General features: G+C 71.8%; 12 protein-coding genes. 4 read left to right on the top strand and 8 right to left on the bottom strand.

What is annotated here, in order from left to right:
• Positions 1–34: 34 nt before the first annotated feature.
• From AB0K21_RS07535 to AB0K21_RS07515, 5 genes are all read right to left on the bottom strand, one after another.
• Entirely contained in the window at positions 35–955 is a 921-nt protein-coding gene (locus AB0K21_RS07535) for an NADP-dependent oxidoreductase (protein ID WP_343962933.1), read from the bottom strand.
• Between the two features lie 168 nt (positions 956–1,123).
• Entirely contained in the window at positions 1,124–2,332 is a 1,209-nt protein-coding gene (fabV, locus tag AB0K21_RS07530; protein WP_343962934.1) for an enoyl-[acyl-carrier-protein] reductase FabV, read from the bottom strand.
• Positions 2,333–2,339: 7 nt separating this feature from the next.
• Complete coding sequence (locus AB0K21_RS07525) at positions 2,340–2,507, bottom strand: phosphopantetheine-binding protein (protein WP_364148967.1); 168 nt, start codon at positions 2,505–2,507, stop codon at positions 2,340–2,342.
• An 89-nt stretch (positions 2,508–2,596) separates the two neighbouring features.
• Complete coding sequence (locus AB0K21_RS07520) at positions 2,597–3,592, bottom strand: hydroxyacid dehydrogenase (protein ID WP_343962936.1); 996 nt, start codon at positions 3,590–3,592, stop codon at positions 2,597–2,599.
• On the bottom strand, positions 3,589–4,395 hold the full coding sequence (locus AB0K21_RS07515) for a ThuA domain-containing protein (RefSeq protein WP_343962937.1): 807 nt from the start codon (positions 4,393–4,395) through the stop codon (positions 3,589–3,591). Before AB0K21_RS07515 ends, AB0K21_RS07520 begins: the two co-directional genes overlap by 4 nt.
• Before the next feature lie 159 nt (positions 4,396–4,554).
• Between AB0K21_RS07515 and AB0K21_RS07510 the strand changes: the two genes are divergently transcribed.
• Positions 4,555–5,388, top strand: coding sequence for a hypothetical protein (locus AB0K21_RS07510; RefSeq protein ID WP_343962938.1), 834 nt, complete (start codon positions 4,555–4,557; stop codon positions 5,386–5,388).
• 118 nt (positions 5,389–5,506) lie between these two features.
• On the opposite strand, the gene AB0K21_RS07505 is transcribed toward AB0K21_RS07510, so the two are convergent.
• Positions 5,507–7,405: a sensor histidine kinase gene (locus tag AB0K21_RS07505; RefSeq protein WP_343962939.1), complete on the bottom strand. Its 1,899-nt coding sequence runs from the start codon at positions 7,403–7,405 to the stop codon at positions 5,507–5,509.
• Between the two features lie 300 nt (positions 7,406–7,705).
• Between AB0K21_RS07505 and AB0K21_RS07500 the strand changes: the two genes are divergently transcribed.
• Complete coding sequence (locus AB0K21_RS07500) at positions 7,706–8,704, top strand: hypothetical protein (protein WP_343962940.1); 999 nt, start codon at positions 7,706–7,708, stop codon at positions 8,702–8,704.
• Between the two features lie 60 nt (positions 8,705–8,764).
• Here the strand turns inward: AB0K21_RS07500 and AB0K21_RS07495 are convergent, their stop codons facing one another.
• Entirely contained in the window at positions 8,765–9,622 is an 858-nt protein-coding gene (locus tag AB0K21_RS07495; RefSeq protein WP_343962941.1) for a 3-methyladenine DNA glycosylase, read from the bottom strand.
• A gap of 126 nt (positions 9,623–9,748) precedes the next feature.
• Positions 9,749–10,669 carry a TIGR03620 family F420-dependent LLM class oxidoreductase gene (locus AB0K21_RS07490; RefSeq protein ID WP_343962942.1) on the bottom strand — a complete coding sequence of 307 codons (921 nt, stop codon included), beginning with the start codon at positions 10,667–10,669 and terminating at the stop codon, positions 9,749–9,751.
• Positions 10,670–10,781: 112 nt separating this feature from the next.
• Here AB0K21_RS07490 and AB0K21_RS07485 point away from each other — a divergent pair, with 112 nt between their 5' ends.
• Positions 10,782–11,342: a helix-turn-helix domain-containing protein gene (locus AB0K21_RS07485; RefSeq protein WP_343962943.1), complete on the top strand. Its 561-nt coding sequence runs from the start codon at positions 10,782–10,784 to the stop codon at positions 11,340–11,342.
• Positions 11,343–11,385: 43 nt separating this feature from the next.
• The gene (locus tag AB0K21_RS07480; protein WP_343962945.1) at positions 11,386–12,807 is read left to right on the top strand and encodes a hypothetical protein; all 1,422 of its coding nucleotides are present in this window, start codon (positions 11,386–11,388) and stop codon (positions 12,805–12,807) included.
• The last annotated feature ends 24 nt before the right edge of the window (positions 12,808–12,831 follow it).

Below are 12,831 nucleotides of genomic sequence, written 5' to 3'. Positions count from 1 at the left end.
GGAGGCGCCCCTGTTCCCCCCGGAAGCCCCGGCCTCAGCCCACGACCAGCACGATCTTGCCCCTGCCGTGCCTGGTCCCGAGCTCGCGATGCGCGTCCGCGGCCCGCTCCAGCGGGTAGGTCCTGCGCACCGGGAAGACGAGCCTGCCCTCGGCGTACAGGGCGGCGAGCTCGGCCAGGCGGGACGCCAGCCGCTCCCCCCTGGTCCGCTGTGCCCCCAGCTCGGCGGCCCTGTCGTGCTCGACCAGGGTGAGGAGGCGCTCCCCCTTCACCAGTTCCAGGGAGATGTCGAACGCCTCGCCGCCCGCGCCGTCCAGCACCATGTCCACCCCGCCGGGCGCCAGGTCGCGGATCCGCTCCAGCAGGCCCTCGCCGTACGCGACCGGGATCGCGCCGAGCTCGCGCAGGTAGTCGTGGTTCTCCTCGCGCGCGGTGCCGATCACCGTGGCCCCCCAGAGCCGGCCGAGCTGGACCGCGGCGGTGCCGACCGCGCCCGCGGCGGCGTGCACCAGGAGCGTGTCCCCCTCCCCCACCCCGAGCTGCCGCAGCGCCATGTGGGCCGTCTGGGTCCCGGCGGTGAAACCGCCCGCCACCTCCCAGGGCATGCTCGCGGGCTTGGGCGTGACGTTCCCCGCGGGCACGACCACGTACTCGGCATAGGCGTTGAGCAGGGTGAAGCCCAGCACCTCGGCGCCGACGAAGATCCCGTCCACGAGCCCCGCCACACCCTCCCCCACCTGGTCGACGACCCCGGAGAACTCGTTGCCCGGCACCCGGGGCAGTTCCCCGTCCACCCACGGCACGGGCCGGCCCTGCCGGATGGCCAGGTCGACGGGCTGCACCCCCGCGGCCCTGACCCGCACCCTTACCTGCCCCTCGCCCGCCTCGGGTGTGGGAAGCTCCGTCAGCCGCAGCACCTCTGGGCCGCCGAACTCGAAAAAAGCAGCTGCCTTCACAGGGTTCCCCTTCACTCGTGTACGCCGCCACCCAGCCTGCAACCTCAAGCATGATCGAGGTCAACACATGTGCTCCGGATCCCGGCGTGAAGGGGACCACAGTCCGTCGTACGGCGACCGCGCGGAGATCGAACATGGAAACCGGAGCACGTCTCCTCCAGTCGGTCGCTACTCGGCAGGGGTGGGCCAGAGCAGGTCAGGCTCGCTCGGCGCGTGGTAGTCCACACCGGGCACGTCGAAGCCGTACAGACGGCGCACCTCGGAGGTGAACCAGTCGATATCGGCCAGGTCGCCGACGGTGTCGGGGGCGACGGCCTCCCACCGCTCGGTCACCTGCTCCTGAATGAGCGGGTGCAGCTCCCACCCGTCCAGGCGGATGCGTCCCTGGTCGTCGAGGCCGAGCGCCTGGGCGCCGGTGAGCCGGTCCCACAGCTCGACGGACTGCTGAAGCGGGGACTGCATGGCCTCGCCGAGGGCGCCCCGCAGGAGGCTGACGTACAGGGCGATGCCGGGGATCGCGGTGGACGCCTGGGTGACGGCGGCGCCGTTGACCGATGTCATGGCCCGCCCGCCGACCTGGGCCAGATCTCCGTTCAGCGTGAGCGCGGTCTCCTCCAGGTGGGCCTTGGCCGCACCGATGGTCCCGTCCCGGTAGATCGGCGCGGTCAGGTGCGAGCCGATGTAGGACAGGGCCACCGTGGTGAACCCCTGGCGCAGCAGGCCACGGCCGACCAGGGCGTCGACCCACAGGGCCCAGTCCTCGCCGCCCATGACCTTGATGGTGTCGGCCCGCTCGGTGTGGCTACCCGGTTCGACCCAGATCTCTTTCAGCGCCGGTTCGTCTCCGCCGACATCGAGGGTCTTGGTGCTGTAGCCCTCGCCCAGCGGCTGGATCACCGACTGGTGGGCCTGCCCGGTGACGGGGTCGGTGCGCCGAGGTGCGGCGACGCTGTAGATCAGGTAGTCGATGCCGCCGAACCGTTCGGCGAGCAGGTCGAGTACCTGCTCCTTGGTGGTCTCGGCGAAGGCGTCGCCGTTGACGAACGACCAGTCGCGGCCGGCCTTGGCCGCGAGTTCGGCGGTCGCGATGGTGCGGTACCAACCCGCGGTGGCCGTGCGACGTCCGGTGGGCGGGCGCTCGAAGCACAGGCCGACGCCGTCGAGGCCGTAACGACGGATCCCCGCGATCGTGGCCGCCATCCCGTAGCCGGCGCTGGAGCCGATGATCAGGGCGACCGGACGACGCTCGGCCTTCTTGTCGGGGGTCGCGGGAGCGACACGGTCCCACATGTCGCCGACGATCTTCTCGCATCCGGCGGGGTGGGAGTCGAACAGCAGGAACCCGCGCCCGCGGGGTTCGATAAGTCGTTCCGTCATCGTGTGCCTATCTGGTCGGGTCCGCGGGCGGGTCGGAGCCCGCGAGACGCTGAATGATCCTGACGAGGTCGCCGACCGTGTGGGCCTGGCCGGTGTCCTCGTCCGGGACGGTCACCTGGAACCGCTTTCCGAGCCGTCGAATCAGTTCCGGCAGCGAGAGGCTATCGATGCCCAGGTCGTTCCACGGGTTCAGAGCCGGATCGGCGCAGTCGCGTGGCGCACGTCGTCTTCTCGGTCTCGGCGCGGGGAATGTCGGCCGGGGCGTCAGGCGATCCGATCCAGGTCCGCCGGCCGGACCGCGCCGCGAAGCGGAAGGCCCCGCGCCAGCCGCTCGACCTCCGCGACCGCGAACTCGCCCAGGCGGCGCAGCTCCCTGCCCCTGGCTCCGCTGAGGTGCGGGGTGACCAGCACGTTCGGCAGGGCGAGCAGCGGATGCCCGAAGGGCAGCGGCTCGGGATCGGTCACGTCGAGGACGGCGCCGATGCGACCGGTGGCGCAGTGCCGTACCAGGGCGTCGGTGTCGATCAGGGAGCCCCGGGCGGTGTTCACCAGCACCGCGCCGTCGCGCAGCAGCGCGAGGCGGCGCTCGTCGAGCAGCCCGCGGGTCTCCGGCAGCGCGGGGGCGTGCACGGTGACCAGCTCGGCCTCGCGGCAGAGATCGTCGAGCGGCACCGGCCTGGCCCCGAGGTCCGCCGCCTGGGCGGGACTGATGTACGGGTCGCTGAGCAGGATGTGCGCGCCGTGATCGCGGAGCCGCTCCATCACCAGCCGCCCGACCCGGGAGGCGCCGATGACGCCGACCACCGCTCCGATCAGGCCACCGCCCTCGCTCGGCGTCGCCACTCCGGGCAGCGGGTCGCCCGACCAGCCCCGCGTGGAGTACGCGCGCGCCTTGACGATCGCCTGCTTGGCGGCCAGCACGAGCATCGCCAGGGTGAACTCGGCCACCGGCCGCGCGTTGGCCTCGGCCGCCGAGGAGACCGCTATGCCCCTGTCGAACACCTCGGCGGTGAGGTGCCCCTTGACGCTGCCTGCGGCGTGCACGACCGCCCGCAGCCGTGGAGCCGCGGCCAGCACGTCCGCGTCGATCCTCGGACACCCCCAGCCGGTGATCAGGATCTCCACGTCGAGCGGCCCGTCGAAGGATTCGATCACTCGCTCGTCCGTCCGCGTCACCAGCGACAGCCGGTGCCGCAGGTCGGGGGGGAAGAGCTCGGGCAGCAGCAGGGGCTGCATGGCGAACGCCGCGGAAGTGGTCATCGGTCGGTGACCGGACGCCCCGCCGACAGCGGCGCGTTCCCCGGGAACACCGTCGGACTCGGCGTGGGGGCGAGCCCGGCCGCGTAGCGGAGCCCGCCGTACAGGTGCGCCCGGAAGTCCGGCTCGGTGTAGGACTCGATGGTGTGACCGAGGCCGGTGTACCAGGCCCGGCCACCCCGGTACGGCCTGCACCAGGCGATCGGGTGGTCCGCTCCCATCGACCCGCCCGAGTAGGTCGACTCGTCCAGCGTGGCCAGCACGTGGACGGCGGAGCGTGGGTTGGTGCGGTAGTCGTACAGCTCGTCGGTGCGCACCCAGGTCGCCGGCAGGTGGGCCGTCGAGGGGTGCGTGCGGTCCTCCACCCGTACGGTCGCCCGCTGGATGGCCGGGTGGGAGGAGAAGTAGGCGCCGACGAGGCCGCCGTAGAAGGCCCAGTCGTACTCGGTGTCGGCGGCCGAGTGGACGCCCACGTATCCGCCGCCGCCCGCGATGTAGGACTCGAACGCCGTCCGCTGCGCGGTGTTCAGCACGTCGCCGCTGGTCAGCAGGAAGACCACCGCCCGGTATCCGGCCAGGTCCGCCGTGCCGAAGACGGCGGCGTCCTCGGTGGCGTCGACGGTGAAACCGTTCTCGGCCGCCAGCTCGCGCAGCGCGGTGACGCCCGCGGGGATGGCGTCGTGCCGGAATCCCGCGGTCTTGGAGAAGACGAGCACCTTGTAGGCCGGGTCCGCTGCCATGGCCGGCGCCCCCAATCCGATCGTGACGACGAGCAGTGCGGTGATGACCGCGATGACATTACGCACCGTAGACCTTCGTCCCCCACGGGGAGTAGCCCCGGACGGTGCCGTACGCCCGCACCTACAGGGTCTTCCGAGGGCGACGGCACGCTTCTGTCCGGATGCGGACATGGTGACAACCGGATAATTTCCTAGTACGTCTTCCCTAACGCCACATTTGTCGCAATGGGAGTCGCCTTGCGGGTCCGATCCGTTCTCTCCGTCACCGTCCTGGCCGTTGGCCTGGTCCTCCTCCTCCAGCCGGTCGGCGCCGCCGTCACCGAGGTGCGGCAGGACTCGGGTGTCCTCACCGGCATCGTGGAATACCAGTGCACCACCACCGGCTCGGCCGAGAAGCAGGACATCAAGGTCGAGGTCGCGCTGACGATGCCGACCACCGCCACGACGGGCGAGCAGATGAGCATCGGCTGGCAGGGGACCTACGCCGAGGGCACCGGGTTGAAGGCACCCGCGACGGGACTGACCACCGGCACCGGCCTGTACGCGTACGCGTCCATCAGCGAACTCCCCGGACTGACCTCCGCCACCGGGGTGGGCACGCTCACCACGGTCGCCGCGAACCAGGTCATCCCGCTACCGACGGTTTCGGTCAGCCTGAAGACGACCCCGTCCAACGCGGGCACGGCGACGGTGCGGCCGGCCGCCCTGAACTTCGGGACCGCCGCCAACGCGCCGTCGATCGAGTGCGAGGTACAGAACCGGACCGCCCTGACCACCTACCCCCTCACGGTCACCGCGGCCGACCAGACGGGAACCGAGCCCGAGACCGATACGGGAACCGAAACCGATACGGATACCGAATCCGACGCGGGGACGGAGCCGGAGACCGATACGGGGACCGACGGGAACGGCAAGGTGCAGCAGACCCCGTCGGGGCCCGCCGCGACCGGGGGTGGCGGTGAGCGCGGGCCCGACGGGCGGGTGTTCCTGCTGACCGGCTCCCTGCTCATCCTCACCGCCGCCACCGGACTCCTGCTGCGACGCCGCGCCTGGAGATGACCCGGCCCCACGAAACCGGTCCGCTGACGACAGAAGTCCATGCTTCTCACCACTACGCTGTGCGCGCGCCGCGGGCCGGCTCATCTCCCGGCCACCTGTACCCACCGGCCCGCACCGGTCATACCGGGACGGGGAGAACGGCCTCGACCACGGTGCCGCCGTGCTCGCCGCCACGGACCGAGCAGGTGCCGCCCACCTCGACGGCCCGTTCGCGCATCGTCGACAGGCCGGAGCCCGAGCCCCGAGCCGGCTCGCCGACGCCCACCCCGTCGTCGGTGACCCGCACCCGCAGATCGCCCGCCCGCTCCAGCGCCACGGTGATGACCTCCGCACCGGAATGGCGCCGGGCATTGGTCAGCGCCTCCTGCATGATCCGGTACGCCGCGATCTCCACCGCGGGCGGCAGTCCCTCCAGGCTCCCCTCGACGGTGACCGGCACCTCCAGCGCCAGCAGCCGGATCGACTGCTCCAGCCCGACCGTGTCCAGAGTGCGGGGCCGGAGGCCCTGCACCAGCTCCCGCATCTCCCCGTTCACGGCGTCCATCCCCACCCGGAGATCGGACAGCAGCCGATGGGCCAGCTCGGGGGATTTCCCCAGGGATCGCCGCGCCGCCTCCAGCCCGATCGCTATCCCGGTCAACCGGCTCCCCAGCCCGTCGTGCAGGTCCCGGTGCAGCCGCCGCCGCTCCTCCTCCCGCGCCCCGGCCGCCTGTTCCCATGAGCGCCGCAGGTCATGAGCCATCTGTACGGCGTGCGCGACGTCGGCGACGATCGGCACCAGGACGGCCAGCATCCGCCGCTCGTACGCCCGGGGGAAGCGCCGCGCCCCGGGCGGGCCGAGGAGCAGCGTCCCGGCGGGTTCACCGTGCCACACCAGGGGGACCTTGCGAGGGTCGTCCCCGAGCTCGCCGACGACGTGGCTCTCCTCGGTCTCGACCGCCGCCCCGGTCACCGCCAGGCCTTCGGCCACCGCCCGCACCGCCGCCTCCAGCGCCTGGGCGGGACCGGCGTGCCGAATCTGCCGCCGCAGGGCTTCGGCGTGCACCTGGGGATCGCCGCTCCTGCCGTACAGGAGCCGGTCGAGCAGGCGCTGCAGGCGCCGCTGGACGGGCAGGAACGACAGGCCCGCGAAGATCGCCGCGACCACGCCGAAGAGCTCGCCGTAGTCGGCCAGGAAGAGTCCGGTGAGCGCGCCGACGGCCAGGTACGCCGTGGCGACGAAGACCACCAGGGCGCCGCCGACCAGGGCCCGGCTGGCGAGCGTGTCGATCGAGTAGAGCCGGTAGCGGAGTACGGCGATGGCCACCGCGATCGGCACGGCCGCCTCGCCGACGGTGTCCAGCCAGAGGTAGTCCCAGCCGAGGATCTCGTTGAAGGCGAGGTTGTCGAACGCCACGACGGGCGCCAGCCAGGCGATCTGCCGCCGTACGTCCGGGCCGGCGCGCCAGAACCGGACGAGCAGCACGAGCAGGCTGACCCAGAGCAGCGGCTCGCAGATCGCGGCGGACACCTGGTACAGGCTCGCGAGCGGCCCGGCGGACTCGTGCAGCCGCGGGATGGCGATCACCAGCAGGAGCAGCTGCCACGAGATCAGCGCCAGGTAGACCCAGCGCCATCGGGGCCGCAGCAGGCCGGCGTCCGGATGCGCGAGCGGCAGCATGAGCGCCGTGCAGGTGGTGACGGCGCTACGGAAACAGAGGAGCCAGTAGAGCGGCGGCGGGAGCGGCACCGCACCCTGCCCGTACACCTCGTACAGGGAGATGGCGAGCGTCACCCAGCCGTTGGCCGCCCCGACCAGCAGGAGCAGCCAGCCGACGATCAGCCCGGGACGGCGCAGCACGATCAGCATGCCCAGCGGGGTGCTGAGCAGTGCCTGGACGCGGGCGGTGTCGCCGACGCCGGGCGGCCGGGGGTTGATCGCGAGCTCGATGACCAGGTGCGCGGCCAGCGCCGCGAGGCCGAGCGCCCCCAGGGCCAGGGCCACGGCTCGCACCGCGTAGTCCGCTCTCCGCCCCATGGATCCCCTCCAGAAGGGGATTCTGGGGCCTTGCCGACCTGTCAGCAAACTCTGACGACCAGGTCAAGCCCCGAGTGACGATCTACCGGGCCTTCGCCTCGTCCGTCGCGACGCCGTTCCCCTGCTCGGCGTCGGTCTTCGGTCTGATGCCGCCGTCCCGCTCTACCTCCAGACCTTCGCGATCGCCCTCGTACCGACCCCGCCGAGTGAGCCGGGCTCCACGAGAAGTCAGGTGCGGCGGCGTGGGCGTGACGGATAAATCTGATGCGGCGGTGCTCTGCCGTCCAGCACGATGAGGTGATGAGTGATCTGTCGGAGTCCGACCCCTGGCTCGATCGGGTCCTGCGTGAGGGGGCCGCACCCGGGTTGTTGAGCGCCCTGGTCGAACGGCTCTCGCCCACCGACCTGCAGACGCTGCTGCTGGAGGTCTACCGCCGCCGCGCCGCCACCGTGACACCGGGTGGCCTGCTGCGGGCCTACGAGCGCAACCGTTTCACCGCGCCGTCGGTGCTGGACGCGGGCGAACTGGCCCGCCTGGACGCGCTCGGTCACGAACGGCTGGCCCGGCATGGTTTCACCGGGCTGGCGCTGTCGCCGGTCTGCCCGCTGGGGACCAACTCGGCGGTGGCGACCGTGGACCAGCACAAAATGGTCACCACCGTCCGCAACACCGAGGTCGTCTCGGACGCCACCAACGTCCTGGCCCTGGAATGCGCGGTGCGCCGCCGGGAACTACTGCGGGCCGACCCTCGATCGCGCCGGCGGGTCCGGCTCGCCGCCACCCATCGGGTGGTGCGCGCCCAGCTCTTCGCCGGGCCCGGCATGCCGGCGCACTTCGCGCTGCTGGCGCTGTGCACCGCCGGTCGCGCCGAGGGCTCGTTCGCCTTCGAGACGGCTGCCCTGGCCGAGCAGATCGGCGTTCACCTCGACGTCCTGCGCGGTGCCCGCGAGCTCGGCCACCGGATCTCCGCCGTACACGTGTTCCTCACCGACCTGACCGAGGGGCGGCATCGCCAGGCCCTACGCGAACACGTCCTGGATCGGCTCGCGCGGGCGCATCCGGGCACCACGTTCGCCTTCGACGACGACCGGGTGAGCGGCCGCGGCTACTACGACGGCGCCTGCTTCGAGATTCGCGCCACCACCTCCACCGGGGACGACCACAGCCTCGGCGACGGCGGATTCACCACCTGGACCGCCGGCCTCCTCAGCGACGCCAAGGAGCGCCTCCTCATCAGCGGCCTCGGCCTCGAACGCCTCTGCGGCCTGTTCCACCGGCACACCGTTCTGGACCCCTGAGCCGTGCGGTACCCGGTGGCAGCCCCGTTCGGCAGGCCATGAACCTCGCGGCGGTGCCGGTCAGGTCAGGGCCAGCAGCCGGTCGCACTCCTGTAGCAGACGCCTGCGGAGGGGGGCGGAGCGTTCGGTGAAGGCGCGCTGGGCGGTCGCGTACTCGGCGCGGCCCTCGGCGGTCTCCACCTGGATCGGCCGGTAGCCCAGGGCGCTCAGGTCGTACGGGCTGGCCCGCATGTCCACGATCCGGATGTCGCGGGCGAGCGCGAAGCAGTCGGCGACCAGCTCACTGCCGATCAGCGGCGACAGCTTGTAGGCCCACTTGTAAAGGTCCATGTTGGCGTGTAGGCAACCCGGCTGCTCCAGTTCCCGCTGGCGTTCGCGGGTCGGCTGGATCACGTTGAGCGGGCGGGCGGGGGGCGTGAAGAAGCGGAACGCGTCGAAGTGGCCGCACCGTACTCCGCGCTGGTCGACGATCTCCTCGATCCGTTCGGGGGAGAGCCGGAGCGGGAAGGAGGAGTGCCGGATCTCCACCTCCGGCGTCCGGTAGACCATCGCCCACTCGTGCATCCCGAAGCAGCCCAGATAGGGCGGACGGCTCGCGGTGGCGGCCAGCAGTTCCCTCGTCCAACTGATCGCGGCCGTGCGCTGCGGCAGCACCAGCTCAAGGTCCAGCACCGCGCCTTCGGCGCAGTCGCGGTAGTTCGCCCCGTAGGAACTCGCCCCCGCCAGGATCACCTCGGCCCCCGGATGCCATCGCAGCAGTCGTCCGGGCCGGAAGGTGTAGTAGGTGAACAGGAAGTCCTCGACCGGGTGGGCGACCTGCTCCCGGCCACGGCGCAGATGCGGTTCGATCCAGGCCCCGACCCGGTCCCGATGCGCCGAGGCCCGGCCCCGCCACTCCCGCTCGCTCAGCACTTCCACCCCAGCATGGTAGGAAAACCCGGCCGCTGAGCGGTAAACGGAGCCTCCTCTCGCAGGCCGGTCGTAGAGCCTGCTCGCGAACGGCCCATCCCGCCGGGCGATCATCGAACCGATCTGCTCTCGCCACTACAGGGCTGTCAGGGCGGACAGCTCACGCCACTCGGCCAGCGGGATCTCGCCGGGGCGTGCGGTGAGCACCTGCAGGCACACGTGGTCCGCGCCCGCGTCGAAGTGGGCTCGGACCCGCTTCTCGATCGCCTCCACGTCGCCGTAGGCCACGATCGCGTCCATCAGCCTGTCCCCGCCGTGCGCGACCTCGTCCTCGTCGAAGCCGAGCCGGCGTAGGTTGGCGATCTGGTGTGGGGCGGCGCCGCGGTAGAGGGACACGTGCTCCCTGGCCACCTCTCGCGCCCTGTCCAGGTCCGGGTCCAGCACCACGGCCTGTTCCACCGCGAGCAGCGCGCCCGGCCCCATGATCTCCCTGGCCCGCGCGGTGTGCTCCACGGGCACGAAGTACGGGTGCGCGCCCAGCGTGCGCCGGGCCGCCAGCGCCAGCATCTTCGGGCCCAGCGCGGCCAGCATCCGGTGTGGCGGGTACGGCGGCGCGGGCGAGTTCAGCGGGATGGCGTCCATCGCGTCGAGGTACGCACCCATCGTGGCCACCGCCCTGCCCCGGCTGGGGATCGCGTAGCCGTCCATCTGGATCGGCGTGTCGCTGACCCGGTGCCCGCCCAGGCCCAGAACGTACCGGCCCGGGTGCGCCTCGTTGAGCGCCCGTTCGGCGGCGGCCATGGAGATCGGGTCGCGCAGCGCGATGTTGGCGATGCCCGCCGCCACCGTGATCCGCTGGGTCGCCGAAAGCAGCAGCCACGCCTGGCTCACCGAGTCGCGTCCGAACCCCTCGCCGAACCACACCGCGCCGTAGCCCAGTTCCTCGATCTCGGCCGCCGCGTCGCGCACCTCGCCCGCCGGCTCGCCGTCGAAGGCGAAGGTCCAGAGGCCGACCCTGCCGAGGCGCGGGGCATCGTTCTTGCGCGTGCTTGTCATGGTCTCCTGCCCCATTCGGAATTTCCGGAGAGGTTCTCCGGATATTCCGGGGACTATAATACGGAGAGTCTCTCCGCTTCAACCTCCGAGGTGTCCCGTGCAAACGCGGCCGATGCGCGCCGACGCGCGCCGTAACCATGACCTGCTGGTGGCGGCAGCCATGGCCGTGATCGCCGAAAAGGGGCCCGACGCGTCCCTGAACGAGATCGCGCGGCGGGCCGGGGTGGGGCCGGGCACGCTCTATCGGCACTTCCCCACCCGCGACGCGCTGCTCGCGGCGGTGTTCCAGGGGCGACTGACCAGGCTGTGCGCGCAGGCGAAAGAGCTGGCCGAGGCCATGCCACCCGGCGAGGCGCTGGTCGCCTGGCTACGCCTGCTGATCACGCACGCCATGACCGACCACGGGCTGGGCGCGCGGATGATGCTCGCCACCTCCTCGGCCGGGGTGGACTGCTGGGCGATGCTGCGCGGTGCCGCCGAGCGTCTGCTCCACCCAGCCCAGCGGGCCGGATCCGTACGGGCGGACGTCGAGTTCGTCGACCTGGTCGAGCTGACCGCGGGCATCGCCCAGGCGACCACCGATCCCGGTAGGGCCGAGCGGCTGCTCACATTGACGCTCGACGGCCTGCGCCGACCCTGCGACACCACCGAGCAGACAGCTGCGACCGGATAAAACCAGTCGAAGTCGGATCGAACCAGCCAGGATCATGGCTCCCATGACGTTCCGCAAGGACAAGGACAGAGACCGGTCCCGCCGGCAGATCCTCGCCGAGTTGCACGATTCGCTGGATCGGCGACACCGGCCCGAGGACGTCGCCGACCTGGTGCTGCGAGCACTGGACGGGCAGCTGTCGCGGCGCGAGCGTGTGGTGCTGGAGCGTGCGGCCAAACACTCCTCCCGCCGCAAGGGCCGGTTCTCCTCGATGTCCACCGATTACGCGAGGCCGGTGGGTGGTGCCCGGCAGGTCGCGGCGGCGAGCCGCCTGTTCGAGCGGTCGGTGGAGGTCGACCCCGACGATCCCGAGTCGCTGCTGGAGTTCGCGGCGAGCGTGGGGCACGAGATCCGGTGGACGCCGGACCGCGATGACTTCCTGGCCGACCGACTCAACCGGGACGCCCGGGCGGCGGCGGGCATGGATCTGTCCAAGCGGCAGTACAACCGCCGGTTCAGGTTGCTGGGCCGGATCGCCGCCAAGGCGGGCACGCTGAGCACCGAGCAGGACAAGCGGCGCCTGCTCATGGTGGGTGTCACCGGCTTCGCCGCGGACACCCCCCTGGAGCGGTTCGTCACCGACGTCGACGCCGCGTGCTTCGTGGCGTACTACGCCGCGCGGCGCAAGGTGCGCCGGGAGTTCAGCCTGTCCGGGCGGGAGAACCCGTTCGACGAGATCGCCCAGGTCTTGCTCGGCCGGTGCACGGACCGGAGCGACTGGTGGATGATCGCCCAGGTTCGGACGACCCCTGACGTCCTGGAACGCCTGACCGACGAGGAGCGTGGACGGCTGCTTGGCCAGTGGTCGGCCGCCATGCGGCACAGCGCCGACTTGCTCCGTGCCCGCTGGAACCCCGGCACCGACCGCACCACGATGATCGTACGGCCCGGCGACGACTCCACCACGTGGAACAACCTGGCGGTCGCCTACAACGCGGCCCGGACCGGCTGGTTGGCCTGCCTGGCGTCGCTGGACGCGCTGGAGTTGCTTCAGGTGGCCTGTCCGGGCAAGGTGATGCGTCTGATGGCCGCCGACCTGGCCGCCTGGCATCGCGGTACCGGCGGCGACGTCGACCCCAACACCGCGGTGTGGGCGGCGCTGCCGCCGCCCTGGCAGGTGCTGGACGGCACCGCGGCCTGCACGCGCACCGACGTGGAGGCGGCCTGCCGTGCGGCCGGGCTGGACCCGGCGCGGACGGGCTGGACCGCGCCCGCGGCTCGACGTGGGGTGGCGGTGTTCCGGCCGACGCCCGAACTGGTGCACGGAGTGAGCGTCGCCGATCCGGTGTGGGCGGCCCTGCTGCGGCGTGCCGGGGTGTTCAGCGGCAGGAGCGTGAAGCCCGAACTGGCTGACGACGCCCGTCACGGGCTGGCCTCCGGGGTGGTGGTCAGCGATCTGCCCGCCACGGACCTTCCGGGGAAATAGGCCGGCGGCCCTGCCGCAGGATCA

It is taken from the genome of Streptosporangium sp. NPDC049248 (assembly GCF_040678965.1).
Taxonomy (GTDB): Bacteria; Actinomycetota; Actinomycetes; order Streptosporangiales; family Streptosporangiaceae; genus Streptosporangium; species Streptosporangium fukuiense.
This window is presented reverse-complemented; position numbering and strand designations above follow the sequence as displayed.